Annotated in this window: 13 protein-coding genes and 1 other annotated feature; of the genes, 11 read left to right on the top strand and 2 right to left on the bottom strand. The window is 39.7% G+C overall.

Going from position 1 to position 15,666, the window contains the following annotated elements; genetic code table 11:
* Positions 1-2: 2 nt before the first annotated feature.
* Complete coding sequence (locus NSQ71_RS13575; RefSeq protein ID WP_339193183.1) at positions 3-476, bottom strand: LiaF transmembrane domain-containing protein; 474 nt, start codon at positions 474-476, stop codon at positions 3-5.
* 195 nt (positions 477-671) lie between these two features.
* Here NSQ71_RS13575 and hemA point away from each other — a divergent pair, with 195 nt between their 5' ends.
* The 8 genes from hemA (at position 672) to ysxE (ending at position 9,901) form a co-directional block, all read left to right on the top strand.
* Positions 672-2,009, top strand: a complete 1,338-nt coding sequence (gene hemA / locus NSQ71_RS13570; RefSeq protein ID WP_340734098.1) for a glutamyl-tRNA reductase — start codon at positions 672-674, stop codon at positions 2,007-2,009.
* A 20-nt stretch (positions 2,010-2,029) separates the two neighbouring features.
* Positions 2,030-2,851, top strand: a complete 822-nt coding sequence (locus tag NSQ71_RS13565) for a cytochrome c biogenesis protein (RefSeq protein ID WP_063387468.1) — start codon at positions 2,030-2,032, stop codon at positions 2,849-2,851.
* A gap of 23 nt (positions 2,852-2,874) precedes the next feature.
* Positions 2,875-3,816 (top strand): hydroxymethylbilane synthase, encoded by a 942-nt coding sequence (gene hemC / locus NSQ71_RS13560; RefSeq protein WP_063387469.1) that lies wholly within the window; start codon positions 2,875-2,877, stop codon positions 3,814-3,816.
* Complete coding sequence (locus NSQ71_RS13555) at positions 3,813-4,610, top strand: uroporphyrinogen-III synthase (protein ID WP_340734097.1); 798 nt, start codon at positions 3,813-3,815, stop codon at positions 4,608-4,610. The genes hemC and NSQ71_RS13555 overlap by 4 nt, the downstream gene beginning before the upstream one ends.
* Before the next feature lie 3 nt (positions 4,611-4,613).
* Positions 4,614-5,597: a porphobilinogen synthase gene (hemB, locus tag NSQ71_RS13550; RefSeq protein ID WP_144597681.1), complete on the top strand. Its 984-nt coding sequence runs from the start codon at positions 4,614-4,616 to the stop codon at positions 5,595-5,597.
* Positions 5,598-5,613: 16 nt separating this feature from the next.
* Positions 5,614-6,897 (top strand): glutamate-1-semialdehyde 2,1-aminomutase, encoded by a 1,284-nt coding sequence (hemL, locus tag NSQ71_RS13545; protein ID WP_144597683.1) that lies wholly within the window; start codon positions 5,614-5,616, stop codon positions 6,895-6,897.
* Between the two features lie 774 nt (positions 6,898-7,671).
* Complete coding sequence (spoVID, locus tag NSQ71_RS13540; protein WP_340734096.1) at positions 7,672-8,814, top strand: stage VI sporulation protein D; 1,143 nt, start codon at positions 7,672-7,674, stop codon at positions 8,812-8,814.
* 73 nt (positions 8,815-8,887) lie between these two features.
* Complete coding sequence (gene ysxE, locus NSQ71_RS13535; protein ID WP_340734095.1) at positions 8,888-9,901, top strand: spore coat protein YsxE; 1,014 nt, start codon at positions 8,888-8,890, stop codon at positions 9,899-9,901.
* An 18-nt stretch (positions 9,902-9,919) separates the two neighbouring features.
* Here the strand turns inward: ysxE and NSQ71_RS13530 are convergent, their stop codons facing one another.
* Positions 9,920-10,111, bottom strand: a complete 192-nt coding sequence (locus NSQ71_RS13530; protein WP_327847811.1) for a hypothetical protein — start codon at positions 10,109-10,111, stop codon at positions 9,920-9,922.
* Positions 10,112-10,257: 146 nt separating this feature from the next.
* Positions 10,258-10,480: a binding site (T-box leader), on the top strand.
* A gap of 53 nt (positions 10,481-10,533) precedes the next feature.
* Between NSQ71_RS13530 and NSQ71_RS13525 the strand changes: the two genes are divergently transcribed.
* The 3 genes from NSQ71_RS13525 (at position 10,534) to NSQ71_RS13515 (ending at position 15,627) form a co-directional block, all read left to right on the top strand.
* The gene (locus NSQ71_RS13525; protein WP_340734094.1) at positions 10,534-13,176 is read left to right on the top strand and encodes a valine--tRNA ligase; all 2,643 of its coding nucleotides are present in this window, start codon (positions 10,534-10,536) and stop codon (positions 13,174-13,176) included.
* 106 nt (positions 13,177-13,282) lie between these two features.
* Positions 13,283-14,566 (top strand): bifunctional folylpolyglutamate synthase/dihydrofolate synthase, encoded by a 1,284-nt coding sequence (locus tag NSQ71_RS13520; RefSeq protein WP_340734093.1) that lies wholly within the window; start codon positions 13,283-13,285, stop codon positions 14,564-14,566.
* A 125-nt stretch (positions 14,567-14,691) separates the two neighbouring features.
* A complete protein-coding gene (locus NSQ71_RS13515; protein WP_340734092.1) occupies positions 14,692-15,627 on the top strand; it encodes an SPOR domain-containing protein in 936 nt (311 codons plus the stop codon).
* Positions 15,628-15,666 lie beyond the last annotated feature (39 nt).

Below are 15,666 nucleotides of genomic sequence, written 5' to 3'. Positions count from 1 at the left end.
TTTTATTTTTTTCTGAAAAACAATAAATACAAACCTGCAATAACAAAAAGAATCGGCCAAAAGGCTTGCCAATTGGAAACGCTCTTTTGAATAAAAGATGTCAAAGCGGAAGGAAAATAGTAAAGGAAACTTCCGATCAAAAGAAGGATAAATCCTTGTGCAAACCCGCTTTTTGTTTGAGCAGACCGAATAATGAAAGCAAGGGCAATGATCCAGATCATTGCGGTTAAATCATCAGGCCAGAACGGGAATGATTTTCCCCATAAAAAATGGATGCCAAGGCCAAGCAGCAGAACGGCAGGAACGATTGCTTGGTCATCCTTTTCCGCTTTTGCCTGAACCATAAAGGCGATGCCAAACATGATGAAAAAGAAAGGCAAAGTGTTCATGTTCATATTGAAAAAGAGATCGAAATTTTTCAACAAGAAATAAAGCCCGATCTCCAGCATAATCATAGCAACAAACGTCCAACGCACTTAACGATCACCTCTGTTTTGATGACTTGATTCCGGCTCTCTTTTTTGATAATATTTTTAATGTAATAATTAATATAATTTATATCTGTTTCTTACTTTATCATCATATCATACAGTTTCATATACTGTTCACATTTTTTTGTCGATATTTTGTTATAATAAAGTCAGTATGTATTTGCTTTTGGGGGGTCGGAGATGCATATTTTAGCTGTTGGGTTAAATTATAAAACAGCCCCTGTTGAAATTCGCGAAAGGTTGAGTTTTAGCAGCAATGATTTAGCTTCTGCAATGAAACGGTTGAAGAATGAAAAGAGCATTTTGGAAAACGTGATCGTTTCCACCTGCAACCGGACAGAAATCTATGCAGTTGTTGATCAGCTTCATACAGGGCGTTATTATATAAAAGCATTTTTAGCTGAATGGTTCAATATGGACATTGAGGAGTTCGATTCGTATCTAAAATACTTTGAAAATGAACAGGCTGTTCAGCACTTGTTTCGGGTGGCATGCGGCCTGGATTCTATGATTTTAGGCGAAACGCAAATTTTAGGACAAGTCCGTTCAAGCTTTTTATTAGCTCAAGAACATAACACGATCGGAACGATTTTTAATCAACTGTTTAAACAGGCAGTTACATTGGCTAAAGAAGCACATTCGGAAACGGAAATCGGTTCAAATGCTGTTTCCGTCAGCTATGCTGCCGTAGAATTGGCAAAAAAAATTTTCGGCGACCTATCCAGCAAGCATGTGCTTATTTTAGGCGCAGGAAAAATGGGAGAGCTTGCCGTACAAAATTTACATGGCAGCGGAGTCAAACAAATTACGGTTATGAACCGCACATTTGAAAAGGCGAATGAATTGGCGAAGCGTTTTTCCGGACAAGCAAAAATGATGTCTGAGCTTCAGTGTGCGCTTATTGAGGCAGATATTTTAATTAGTTCAACAGGTGCAAAGAGTTTTGTGATTTCGAAAGACATGATGTTAGATGTTGAAAAGTTAAGAAAAGGCCGCCCGTTTCTGATGGTGGATATTGCGGTTCCACGCGATTTAGATCCTGCATTGAGTGAAATAGACAGCATTTTTTTATATGACATCGATGATTTGGAAGGAATTGTCGAAGCGAATTTGCAGGAAAGAAAAGAAGCGGCTGAACAAATTGAAATCATGATCGAGCAAGAGGTCTTGGAGTTTTCGAAATGGCTGAATACATTAGGGGTTGTTCCGGTTATTGCTGCATTGAGGGAAAAAGCTCTTCTTATCCAATCGGAAACAATGAAAAGTATTGAACGGAAGCTGCCGAATTTGACAGAACGCGAAAGAAAAATATTAAATAAACATACGAAAAGCATTGTCAATCAAATGTTGAGAGATCCGATTTTAAAAGTGAAAGAGCTGGCTGCTCTTCCAAATGGCGAACAATCTTTGGAATTATTTAAAGAGATTTTTAATTTAGATTTAGATGAAGAATTAATAGAACAAACTCCTTCCGTTCAATTAAAAACGCATTCAAAAAATGTTTCACTTGAAATGTAAGTGAAAGGAAAAACTAATATATGTTTGATTGGAATATCATTAGATTAAACGAATTGATGATTGTTTTATATGCATTGAGCGTTTTCTTATATTTTATAGATTTTTTGCATCATAACCGGAAGGCAAACAAAATAGCCTTCTGGTTACTTTCTATTGTCTGGGTTTTACAATCCTTTTTTTTATTTTCGCAAATGGCGCAAACGGGCAGATTTCCGGTTTTAAACATAGCGGAAGGTCTTTATTTTTATGCATGGGTATTGGTCACTCTTTCCCTTGTGATCAACCGGCTGCTTCGAGTCGATTTTATTGTCTTCTTTACGAATGTCATTGGTTTTATCATTATGGCCATCCGGACGTTTGCTCCTTCAGAGGCAGTATCGACTGAAGTATCCAGCAGGTTAATTTCAGAACTGTTATTGATCCATATCACGATGGCGATACTATCATACGGAGCGTTTTCGCTTTCATTTGTTTTTTCCATTCTTTATTTGATACAGCACAACTTATTAAAAAAGAAAAAATGGGGGAAAAGGCTTCATCGCATTCAAGATTTGGCAAAACTGGATTATATGACATATGTTTTAAATATGATCGGTGTACCTATATTGCTATTAGCTCTCATTTTAGGAATGATATGGGCTTATTTAAAGGTACCAAATTTGAACTGGTATGATGCAAAAGTGATCGGCTCATTTTCTGTTTTAGGCATATACAGTTTTTATTTGTATGCCAGAGTAGTAAAAGAGTGGCAATGGAAAAGAATTGCTTTTTTAAACGTTGCCTCATTTTTAGTGCTGTTAGTTAATTTCTTTTTATTTGGAAGCTTATCGAATTTCCATTAATGCATGTGCTCAGGAGGATGTTTATGCGAAAAATTATTGTCGGGTCAAGGCGAAGTCGGTTAGCAATCGCCCAAACAAATTGGGTGATCGAGAGATTAAAAGAGCTTGGAGCCCCATTTGAATTCGAAATAAAAGAAATTGTCACAAAAGGTGATAAAATAGTTGATGTCACTCTTTCAAAAGTAGGCGGGAAAGGCCTTTTTGTAAAAGAAATTGAGCAGGCTATGCTAAACGGTGATATTGATATGGCCGTGCACAGCATGAAGGATGTGCCGTCTGTCTTGCCGAATGGCTTGACGATCGGCTGCATTCCTAAACGAGAAGATTACCGCGATGTTTTGATTTCGAAGGATTGCCAAACTTTAAGAGATTTGAAAGCTGGCGCTGTTGTTGGAACGAGCAGCTTAAGAAGGAGCGCCCAAATTTTAGCCGTCCGCCCCGATGTAACCGTCCGTTGGATTCGCGGAAATATTGATACGCGTCTAAAGAAGCTGCGGGAAGGCAACGATTATGATGCAATCATTTTAGCAGCAGCAGGTCTTAAACGAATGGGCTGGAAAGACGAATTGGAAAAAGCGTACTTTTTACCGCCTGATATGTGCGTTCCGGCAGTCGGTCAGGGAGCTTTGGCGATAGAATGCCGAGAAGATGATCATGAACTGCTTGCAGCTTTAAGAAAACTAAATGACGAACGGACGGAGAAAGCCGTTTTAACAGAGCGGGCTTTTTTGCATGATATGGAAGGAAGCTGTCAAGTGCCTATTGCCGGTTTAGCTCAAGTTGATGAAAATGAAGAAATTGTGTTGACAGCACTTGTTGCATCTCCGAATGGAAAAACGGTATATAAAGAGACGAAAACTGGAAAAGATCCGAATTTACTTGGAAAGGATATGGCAGCACTTCTATCGTCTCAAGGCGCCAAAGAGCTGGTCGAACAAGTGAGAAAGGAGCTAAACCATGAATGAGTGCTGAAAAACCATTGAATGGTTTTAATGTGTTAGTGACGAGAGCGAACAGCCAGGCTGCCGAATTCTCAAAGAAAATTCAAGCGGCGGGAGGCTGTCCTATAGAAGTTCCGTTAATTGCAACGAGGAAAACAGAAACGGATTTCAATGCCCTCCCCGTTTTAAAACAGTTAACATCTAAAGACTGGATTGTTTTTACTAGTGCAAACGGCGTTCAATATTTTTCCGAACATGTAAAAGACTTGTCATTGGAATTAGAAGATCTGAAAAACGTCAATGTTGCTTGTGTCGGTATAAAGACAAAAAAAGCTGCGGAGAAAATAGGATGGAAGGTTTCTTTATGTCCTGAAGAGTTTCGTGCCGAAAGCTTAGCGGAAGAATTAATCGATCATGTTCGGCAAGACAGCAAAATAGTAATTGCCCGCGGGAATTTGGCACGCACTTATTTACGTGAAGTATTAACAGAAAAAAAGATTTTTTTCTTTGATTTTGTTGTTTATGAAACAATACAATTGTTGGAAAATGAAAAAGAAGTGTTGCATTTGCTTGAAAATAAAACGATTGATTTTATTACGCTGACGAGTTCTTCCACAGCTTCTGCATTTATGCAAATTGTCAAAAGAAACGGGTTGGAAAACAGGATTCAGGATATTGTGTTTGTTTGCATCGGACCGATAACAAGAGATAAATTGCTGTCTTATAAAATAAAGTGTACTTGCATTATGCCGGAAAAATATACAATTGATGGAATGCTGGAAAAAATGTGTACATACGCAGAAAAAAGGGAGGAATAGATCATGCTGAATTTTGCACGGCACAGACGATTGCGGCATACAGCTAATCTGCGGGCTATGGTCAGGGAAACCCGCCTTCATAAAGAAGATTTAATATATCCGATTTTTGTTGTCGAAGGAGAAAATCAAAAAAATCCAGTGCAATCGATGCCGGGAGTTTTTCAAGTTTCATTGGACCTGTTAAATGAAGAAATTGAAGAAGTTGTCAAGCTGGGAATTAAATCAGTTATTTTATTCGGCATTCCTCATGAAAAGGATGAAGTCGGTTCAGGAGCATACCATGATCATGGCATCGTGCAGCGGGCTATAGCTCAAATTAAACAGCAGCATTCTGATCTTGTCGTTATCGCAGATACTTGTCTATGCGAATATACTGATCACGGTCATTGCGGAGTTGTGGAAAACGGGCAAATTGTAAATGATGCTTCGTTAAAATTATTAGCCAAAACAGCTGTCAGCCAGGCAAAAGCCGGGGCGGATATAATTGCTCCATCCAATATGATGGACGGATTTGTCGCAGCCATTCGGGAAGCGCTTGATGAAGAAGGCTTTGTTCATATTCCAATTATGTCATATGCGGTCAAATATGCCAGTGCTTTTTACGGACCGTTCCGGGAAGCAGCTGAAAGCACGCCGAAATTCGGTGATCGGAAGACGTACCAGATGGATCCGGCTAACAGGCTGGAGGCATTAAGGGAAGCAGAAGCAGATGTTGAACAAGGATGCGATTTTTTAATTGTGAAACCGGCGCTTTCTTATTTAGACATTGTCCGTGATGTTAAAAATCATTTTAACCTTCCTGTCGTTGCTTATAATGTAAGCGGCGAGTACTCAATGATTAAAGCGGCAGCTGAAAATGGATGGATTGATGAAAAAGGCACTGTCCTTGAAATGCTTACAAGCATGAAAAGAGCCGGCGCGGATTTAATGATTACGTACCATGCAAAAGATGTTGCCCGTTGGTTAGATGAACAGTCTGATTATTGAAAAGGGGGCTCATTTCATGAAATATGAACGTTCGATAAAAGCATTTGAAAAAGCGAAGACGTTGATGCCCGGCGGGGTCAACAGCCCTGTGCGCGCGTTTAAATCCGTTCAAATGAATCCGATCTTTATTGAGCGCGGAAAAGGTTCTAAAGTGTATGACATTGATGGCAACGAATATATTGATTATGTTCTTTCATGGGGACCGTTAATTTTAGGACATGCCAATGACAGAGTTGTTGAAGCATTAAAGAAAATAGCGGAGCAAGGAACGAGCTTTGGGGCGCCGACCTTGATTGAAAATAAGCTGGCGGAGCTTGTTGTGGAGAGGGTTCCTTCCGTTGAAATTGTGCGGATGGTGAACTCTGGTACGGAAGCGACAATGAGCGCATTGCGCCTTGCCCGCGGATATACGGGAAGAAATAAAATTTTAAAATTTGAAGGATGTTATCATGGCCATGGAGATTCGCTGCTCATTAAAGCTGGATCAGGAGTGGCCACATTAGGGCTTCCGGATAGTCCAGGGGTGCCGGAAGGAATTGCCCAGCATACGATTACTGTTCCATATAATGATTTAGAGAGCGTCCGCTTTGCTTTTGAAAAATTTGGCGAAGACATAGCTGCCGTGATCGTCGAGCCAGTAGCCGGAAATATGGGTGTTGTACCGCCTAAAGAAGGCTTTTTAGAAGGCTTGCGCGAGATCACCAAACAATACGAATCGCTTCTGATTTTTGACGAAGTGATGACCGGTTTTCGCGTTGACTATCATTGCGCCCAAGGATACTTTGGAGTGACTCCGGATTTGACATGTTTAGGAAAAGTCATTGGAGGAGGACTTCCAGTCGGAGCCTATGGCGGACGGGCGGACATCATGGAAAAAATCGCTCCTGTCGGTCCTATTTATCAAGCGGGGACACTTTCAGGAAATCCGCTTGCGATGACAGCCGGATATGAAACACTCATTCAGCTTACACCAGACACATATAAAGAATTTAAAAGAAAAGCGGATAAATTAGAGGAAGGATTGCGCAAAGCTGCTCAAAAATATGAAATCCCTCATACGATTAATAGAGCGGGATCAATGATCGGATTTTTCTTTACAAATGAAGATGTTGTCAATTACGAAAAAGCAAAAACATCAAACCTTGATTTTTTTGCAAAGTATTATCGTGTTATGGCGGATGAAGGCATTTACTTGCCGCCTTCCCAATTTGAAGGAATGTTTCTGTCAACAGAGCATTCGGATGAAGATATTGAAAAAACAATTGAAGCATGTGAAAAAGCTTTTTCGGTTTTGAGATAACGAGCTAAAAGGACTAGCTTCTGATTGAAGCTGGTCCTTTTATTGTGCGCCCGGCATGGGTGTAATCTATAGGGTGAAAGTCCCGAGCTGCGAAGGCAGAAGTAGCAGTTAGCTTAACGCAAGGGTGTCCGTGGTGACGCGGAATCTGAAGGAAGCGAGCGGCAAACTTTGGGTCTCTCGGAACACGAACTTCATATGAGGCTAGGTATCACTGGGTGAGTTTGCAAGACAAAACAAAGCCCTTTCTGCCGAAGGTGATACAGAGTAAATGAAGCAGATGGATGGAAGGAAAGATTACACTCTTACCCGGGGAGGTCTGGCGGATATGTGAAGTACGCTTCATAACCTACTTAGTGATAAGTAGCTGAACCGTCAGAAGTCAGCAGAGGTCATAGTATTAGTTGGTCTAGAACAACTAAGAAGGACCGAACAATTAAGAGAGAATAGCCCTTGGCATTCAGTGAGTCATGATGAACACAGAAAACGTAGTACCTCACTTGAGGGAGGAAGCGGTGAATCCCGTGGGAGATCTCTTGGAGGGTGGAGTGACCACTGGCATAAAGAGAACAGCTATTCACGGAAGTTATAAAGACTTGCGTCAATTATCTTAATTGAACCGCCGTATACGGAACCGTACGTACGGTGGTGTGAGAGGACGGGAGTTAATCGCTCCCTCCTACTCGATTTTGTTTCCCGTGCATATTTTGCCATCCTCCTTCATACATCTTTAATGGCACGATAAATTAGATTGATTGGAGAAAGGAGGAAGTCCGCATGTCCATTGAAGAAACGTCCGTTTTACGATTTTCGGTAGAGGAATCGGTCTTGTTTCGCCATCATTTTCAACCTTCTGAACTATTGTCCATTTCACTGGAACCTGACATCTCAATTGAAGAACATGATGGATATGTAACGATAAAAGGTGCTCTAGAGCTTTCCGGAGAATACAAATTCGATGGAGAGGAGCAACAGAACGATAAACTTCTTCAAACCTCCTCCATCGCCCGTTATATACAAAATGTAGAAGCGAGAAATGACGGTGTAATGGAATTTAGACACGAGCTTCCGGTCGATATTACAATACCGAAAAAAAGAATTGCCAATTTAGAAGAGGTGTTTGTGGCGATTGAATCATTTGATTATGATTTTCCGGAAGCAAATGGTTTAAAGCTTATAGCTGATCTATCCATTTACGGAATTCGAGAAGAGCAGGCGGAAGAAACTGCTGCAAATGAAGTGGACGAGATCATAGATGCTGAAGCGGAAATCTCATCTGTTCGACAGTCTGATGAAAGGGAAGAAGATGAAACCGAATCAACGCTCAAAGAAAATCGTTTCAATGATGAACCAATCAACAAAGCGGAAAATATTGAAAAAGACAATGAACAGAAAAGTCTTAATGAATATTTCGAATTCGATACAGCCGAACGCGATCAAAATGAGCAAATCGAACATGATCGTGATGTTGTTCAAAAGGATGACAATGAAGAGACGGCAGACATTGTTTTTATGATGCCATTAAAGAGAGAAGAAGAAACGGAAACGGATTACGATACATTCACTGTTGAAGCGAAGAAAAATCAAGTCAGTTTGGAAGAGAAAGGCCGCATTGAAGAAGAAAAGCCAGTGATCAATAAAATTTCCAATTATGTCGAAAAAGACGATGAAGAAAAAGAATCTGTAAGGAAAAATGATAACACCTTATATTTAACAAAATTGTTTACGAAAAATGAAGAAGAAGAATTTTCTAAATTAAGAATGTACATTGTCCAGCAGGGAGACTCGCTCGAAAATATTTGCGAACGCTACAACATTACGCTCCAGCAGCTCAATCGAGTAAATCAATTTCACCATGATAAAGAGATTAGTGAAGGAGACATTTTATATATCCCGGTTCTTGAAACACAACAAACGTAATTTTTGCAAGCGGCTTGAGAGGGATCAAACCAGCTCAAGCTTTTCTTTATTTTCTTTAAAGGCGAGTGGGAAGATGAGCGATGATCTGAAAACGGCCATGAGGATTTTGCAGCATTATCCAATCAAACCGATTTATTTAGAGAAAAAAACAAAAAATGTCTTGAAAATTCATTGTGAAAAAAGAACATATGCTTTAAAACGAACAACGATTAAAAAGCAAAGAAACATTCTAAAATTATATTCAATTTTTCACGACTTTCCATATTTAGGAATCGTGCCGATTTATAGGACAACGAACGGAAATGTGTTTGTTAATGACTCAACGCAATCGTTTTATTTAATGCCTTGGATGGAAGGTTCAATCGTTGATGAAAAAAATGCCTCAATCCTTTTTTACCACTTAGCGAAACTCCATAAAAAAACAAAACAGGAAATCAACATACCTGAAGTTCAGCTCGAAAAAGTGTATCAACAGATTCAGAACAAGTGGAAGAGAAATTTCAACCTGCTGGAAGCATTTATGGAACAAATCGAAAAAAAATGGTATATGTCGCCTTTTGAATTGGCGGTCTTCAGTTATTATTTTGAAACGAGGCAAGCCATCTTATTTGCTGAAGCGAAGCTTGATGAGTGGTATAACGAAATAAAGCAATCCCCTCACATGCGAATTGCACTGAACAAAGTAAATGTCTCCTTATCTCATTTTCTGTTAGATCCAAAAGGGAAAATTTATTTTATTAATATGGAAGATGCAGCATTTGCTACTCCAATTTATGACCTTTTCTTAATGTTTATGAACCTCTCCGAAGCGGAACCAACCGTTAGTGATCAAAATGTGCAATATATATCAGATTACGAAAAAGTGCTTCCTTTAACAAAAACTGAGAGATTGCTGTTGGTAAGCTATTTATCTTATCCAGCCAAATTATTAAAGCTTGTCCGGCAATATCAAAAAAAGAAAAGCGAAAAGGGAGAATTAGAATATTGCAAACAGCTGTTAAGAGCATACTGGCAAATGAAAAATACCGGGTACATTGCTTTAAAATGGAATGAAAAACTAGAAAACGATTCATTGGCATCAGAATGAATGGGGGATCTGTCAGCTTTAACCCCGTTCCATATACAACGCGGCTGCTAGAAATAGTAAAATGGCTAATAAAATAATATCAAACATAGTTGGTAAAAGGATTGTTCGAATTCCCTGAAAAATCATTAAAGGAACGATGAACTGTTCAAGAGTAGATCGGAATTGTTTAATAAACGATTGAATATAGTATGGTTTTATTTTTTTTCTCATGTTGATCACCTTCAACTTTGTTAATTTATATTATGAAATAAAGAACATTTTGTGATTTTTGTTTAAAGGTTAAGGAAGATGGGGAAAATATTGACGAAAAAAACAATTTTTTAGTACTATTAAATATAGAAATTTATATAGTTTGTGAAAATGTGTTGAAGGGGAGTAGTACAACGAACGACTCCTTCCAGAGAGGGAAATCGCAAGCTGGAAGATTTCCTAGGAGATCCCGTTGGAAAGTCGCCCTGGAGCAGCTTCCTTGAAAGCTTTTAGTAAAGGGAGCCGGCATTAGCCGTTACCTGAAAGAAGTGCACAGACGTATCTGTGAAAAAAGGTGGTACCGCGAAAACATCTCCTTTCGTCCTTTTAGGATGGAAGGAGTTTTTATATTTTAGAATGAAAATAAGGAGGTTTTCATAAATATGTCGAATTCACAAATCACTCTTTCCCCAAAATACGATCCGAAAACGGTTGAAGAGGATCGGTATGCATTTTGGCTCGAGGGAAAATTTTTTGAAGCAAAAGATGATGAGGGGAAAACTCCTTTCACGATCGTTATTCCTCCGCCAAACGTCACCGGTAAGCTTCACCTTGGACATGCATGGGATACAACTCTTCAAGATATTATTACCCGAATGAAGCGAATGCAAGGGTACGATGTTTTGTGGCTGCCAGGGATGGATCATGCGGGAATCGCCACACAAGCCAAGGTGGAAGCAAAACTGCGCGAAGAAGGGAAAAGTCGGTATGATCTCGGGCGGGAAAAATTTGTAGAAGAAACATGGAAATGGAAGGAAGAATATGCAGACCATATTCGCAAACAATGGGCAAAATTAGGCCTAGGTCTTGACTACACAAGAGAGAGGTTCACCCTTGATGAAGGTCTTTCAAAAGCTGTAAGAGAGGTTTTTGTATCACTTTATAAAAAAGGTCTTATTTACCGAGGAGAGTACATTATTAACTGGGATCCGGTGACAAAAACAGCCCTTTCCGATATCGAAGTCATTTATAAAGAAGTGAAAGGGGCACTTTATCATTTAAAATATCCGCTGGCTGATGGATCCGGATATATTGAAGTCGCGACCACTCGCCCGGAAACGATGCTTGGGGATACAGCAGTGGCAGTTCATCCTGATGATGATAGGTATAAGCATTTAATCGGAAAAACAGTGAAGCTGCCAATAACAGGACGGGAAATTCCGATCGTCGCAGATGAATATGTCGATATGGAATTCGGTTCAGGAGCAGTAAAAATAACTCCTGCACACGATCCGAACGACTTTGAAATCGGAAACCGCCACAATTTAGAAAGAATATTAGTCATGAATGAAGACGGGACAATGAATGAAAAAGCGGGAAAATATGAAGGAATGGATCGCTTTGAATGCCGGAAGCAGTTGGTGAAAGACCTGCAGGAGGAAGGAATTTTATTTAAAATTGAAGAGCATATCCATTCCGTAGGCCATAGTGAACGAAGCGGAGCAGTTATCGAGCCGTATTTATCAACTCAATGGTTTGTGAAAATGAAGCCTTTGGCCGAAGCTGCTTTGAACCTTCAGAAAACAGAAGGGAAAGTTCATTTTATTCCTGAACGATTTGAAAAAACGTATTTGCATTGGCTGGAAAACATTCGCGACTGGTGTATTTCCCGTCAGTTATGGTGGGGACATCGCATTCCAGCTTGGTATCATAAGGAAACAGGCGAAGTTTATGTTGATCATGAGCCGCCTAAAGATATTGAAAATTGGGAGCAGGATCCAGATGTGTTAGATACATGGTTCAGCTCTGCTTTATGGCCGTTTTCAACAATGGGCTGGCCTGATAAAGAGGCAAAAGATTATAAACGCTATTATCCGACAGATGTCCTTGTTACCGGGTATGACATTATTTTCTTTTGGGTTTCACGGATGATTTTCCAAGGATTGGAGTTTACTGGGAAAAGACCGTTTAAAGATGTTTTGATTCATGGACTTGTACGCGATTCAGAAGGAAGAAAAATGAGCAAATCATTAGGCAATGGCGTCGATCCGATGGATGTTATTGACAAATACGGTGCGGACTCTTTGCGCTACTTTTTAGCTACCGGCTCAAGCCCAGGGCAGGATTTAAGATTCAGCTTTGAAAAAGTAGAAGCCGTGTGGAATTTTGCCAATAAAATATGGAACGCCTCCCGCTTTGTACTGATGAATTTGAACGGTTTAACATATGAAGAAATTGATTTAAACGGAAAAAAATCAGTGGTAGATAAATGGATTCTCACACGGTTAAATGAAACGATTGAGCTTGTCACAAGACTTGCGGAAAAATATGAATTTGGCGAAGCCGGTCGGGTGCTGTACAATTTTATTTGGGATGATTTTTGCGACTGGTATATTGAAATGGCAAAAATTCCGCTGTACGGAAATGATGAGGAAGCGAAAAAGACAACTCGTTCCATTTTGGCATATGTGTTAGATCAAACATTGCGACTCCTTCATCCTTTTATGCCGTTTATAACAGAAGAAATTTGGCAGCACCTTCCTCATCAGGGAGAATCGATTACAATTGCATCATGGCCGGTTGTACGTCAGGAGCTTTCTGATGAAAAAGCTGCAAACGAAATGAAGCTTTTAGTTGATGTGATTCGCTCAGTCCGTAATATTCGCGCTGAAGTGAACACGCCGATGAAGAAGCAGGTGGATATGATCATTCATGCTCATAGTGAAGAAGTTAAAAACCAGTTGGAGAAAAACCGCAGCTATTTAGAGAGATTTTGCAATCCTAGCTCATTAACAATTGATACAAACATTGAAGCTCCTGACAAGGCTATGACAGCTGTTGTGAGCGGGGCAGAAGTATTTCTTCCTCTTGAAGGACTCATTAATGTGGAAGAAGAAATCAAACGGCTTGAAAAAGAATTAGAGAAATGGAATAAAGAAGTCGAGCGCGTTCAGAAAAAGCTTGCCAATGAAGGATTTATTAAAAAAGCACCGAAAGAAGTCGTAGAAGAAGAGAGGGCAAAAGAAAAGGACTATTTAGAAAAACAGCAGGCGGTGTTAAAACGACTTCAGGAGCTGAAAGGCTAAAACAAATCCGGGTATGCCCCGGATTTTCTTCCATCAAAACGTTTATGATACATCCGGCCATTCAAATTCATTGAAAATGTTCGAGAGTTCAAGGAGGGGAATTTATATGTTTCAAACATATGAAGAAGCACTCAAGTGGATACATTCCCGCCTAACCTTTGGAATAAAGCCTGGTCTCCAGCGAATGGAATGGATGATGGAAAAGCTTGATCATCCGGAAAGAAGATGCCGCTTCATTCATGTAGCCGGAACAAACGGGAAAGGATCAACGATTGCTTTTATGCAAGAGGTGTTAAAAGCCGCTGAATATAAAGTAGGTGCTTTCATCTCGCCTTATTTGGAATCATTCAATGAACGAATTACGATAGATGGCAATCCCATTTCTGAAGAGGAAATATTGCAGCTATCCAATGTGATCAAACCGGTTGTTGACGAGCTTGAGAAAACGGAGCTTGGAGCACCGACAGAGTTTGAAGTCATTACTGCGATGATGTTTTATTATTTTGGTAAAATCAACGTGCCGGATGTTGTTTTATTAGAAACAGGACTCGGGGGAAAATGGGATTCTACGAATATTGCGAATCCTATTCTTTCAGTGATTACAATGATTGGACATGATCATTTAAACATCCTTGGCTCAACGATAGAAGAGATTGCAGAGCAAAAGGCAGGCATTATTAAAAACGGAGTTCCTGTCATTACAGCTGTGGAACAAAAGGAAGCCCTTGATGTCATTGAGCGTGTTGCAAAAGAAAAAAAAGCAAAGCATTATTGGCTTACTAGGGATTTTCACGCAGGAGATTTTGATGAATTTTTTGTACAAACCCCCTTTAAACGATATAACAGCCTTTCATTACAGATGAAAGGAAACCATCAAGCGATCAATGCTGCACTGAGTGTCATGACGCTTGATTATTTAAGAGTTTATTATTCGTTTATCATTGAGGAGGAGCATATACAGGAAGGACTGAAGCGCACTTTTTGGAAAGGGCGGTTTGAAGAAGTAAAGGAAAAACCGAGAGTCATTTTGGACGGAGCACATAATCCGGAAGGAATGGCAGCGTTGAAAGAAACTGTACAAAAGTTTTACCCTGATAAGAAAATCATCATGTTATTTTCTTGTGTGAAGGACAAGCAATATAAAGAAATGATCGAGCAGGCTGCACAAATAGCAAATCGAATCATTTTTACAACCTTTCATTTCCCGAAAGCAGCTGATGCGAAAGAATTATACGAGGCTTGCGACATGAAGGATAAAGAGTATGAAGACAATTGGGAGCTTGCCTATGAAAAGATTATCAACACAATGGATGACGAAACGGTTCTCATTATTACAGGTTCCCTTTATTTTATCGGTGAAGTGAGAAAACATATAAAACATAGCTCATGAGTACGAGGATGTCGAAAAATAACGACAACAATTATGAACGAGGCGACAAATGTCTCGTTCTTTTTTATTTTACATATGTTAGCATAAAAAAAAGTTTGTCCAGCATAAAAAGGGCGGTGATCATTTTGGACAAGCCATCATCGAAAATAACCATTAAAATCAACGGTCAGGAAAACAATTTTTCCAACGATACGGATGTTTCTGCTGAACCAAGTGAAACTGGCAAACAATTAAAAGTATCCAGCTGGGAGGAAAAGGTGAAGGCTGAAAAAGAAATGGCAGCATCAGAGGATAAGAACGAAGAGGAGACATCTTTTCCTTGGATTTTGCCGGATGATGAGGAGGATAAGAAAGAAAACCCGAAAATAGCCTTCTCAAAGAACCATAGCAGAACGCTGCCTCCTAAAATAAAAAATTATGTGATATCGATCATATTTGCTGTTATTCTTGGACTGAGTTTTGGGGTTTTAGCCCTGCAATTTATTTCAAACGATTCAATGCCTGTATCATCTGAATTGAAGGATGTGTCAAAGTCTCCTCACAGACAGAACGTTAGCAATGCTTCAGCGCCAAGCGGTGCGGAAAACATCGTTTTTGAAGTTTATATGGTACAAGCCGGAAAATTTACAAAAAAAGAAGGGGCGGAAACCGTCAGCGGGCAGATAAAGGCTAAAGGATTGCCTTCTGTTATCGTTTCACAAGGCGGCGATCATTACGTATTCGTTGGGGCAGCGTTGGATAAAAAGACAGCAGAAGAGTTGAAAAACATGGCTGAATCACATCAAATTGAAACGTTTGTGAAAAAGATGAAATGGGAAGGAAAGGTGGAAAACGAAAAAACAAAAACGGTCGTTGAGGAGATGCTGAAGCTGTCTTCGTCTTTTGTGAATGGAACCGCCCCGGAACAAGAGAAAGTAGAGTCATTATTAAATGAGGCTGGTCAAATAAAAGACGATTCAATTTTGGCAGCAGTAAAAAAACTGCAAACAGAAAAATCGGCAAATGAACAGCTATGGAGCCTGCAGCAGTCGCTGCTAGATTTTTTTGAAAAACTTTCTTGATAACGGGAAAGCGTTTGCTCGAGCATTCGTTTTCTTTTT

The sequence above is a fragment of the Aeribacillus sp. FSL M8-0235 genome (genome assembly GCF_038000355.1).
GTDB lineage: Bacteria > Bacillota > Bacilli > Bacillales > Aeribacillaceae > Aeribacillus > Aeribacillus composti.
The sequence above is the reverse complement of the archived record's forward strand: the minus strand, read 5'-3'. Positions and strand labels throughout refer to the sequence as shown.

Coding starts and splice junctions, on each gene's coding strand:
- hemA (WP_340734098.1), top strand. CDS start 672: ATGCATATTTTAGCTGTTGGGTTAAATTATAAAACAGCCCCTGTTGAA.
- NSQ71_RS13565 (WP_063387468.1), top strand. CDS start 2,030: ATGTTTGATTGGAATATCATTAGATTAAACGAATTGATGATTGTTTTA.
- hemC (WP_063387469.1), top strand. CDS start 2,875: ATGCGAAAAATTATTGTCGGGTCAAGGCGAAGTCGGTTAGCAATCGCC.
- NSQ71_RS13555 (WP_340734097.1), top strand. CDS start 3,813: ATGAGTGCTGAAAAACCATTGAATGGTTTTAATGTGTTAGTGACGAGA.
- hemB (WP_144597681.1), top strand. CDS start 4,614: ATGCTGAATTTTGCACGGCACAGACGATTGCGGCATACAGCTAATCTG.
- hemL (WP_144597683.1), top strand. CDS start 5,614: ATGAAATATGAACGTTCGATAAAAGCATTTGAAAAAGCGAAGACGTTG.
- spoVID (WP_340734096.1), top strand. CDS start 7,672: ATGTCCATTGAAGAAACGTCCGTTTTACGATTTTCGGTAGAGGAATCG.
- ysxE (WP_340734095.1), top strand. CDS start 8,888: ATGAGCGATGATCTGAAAACGGCCATGAGGATTTTGCAGCATTATCCA.
- NSQ71_RS13530 (WP_327847811.1), bottom strand. CDS start 10,111: ATGAGAAAAAAAATAAAACCATACTATATTCAATCGTTTATTAAACAA.
- NSQ71_RS13525 (WP_340734094.1), top strand. CDS start 10,534: ATGTCGAATTCACAAATCACTCTTTCCCCAAAATACGATCCGAAAACG.
- NSQ71_RS13520 (WP_340734093.1), top strand. CDS start 13,283: ATGTTTCAAACATATGAAGAAGCACTCAAGTGGATACATTCCCGCCTA.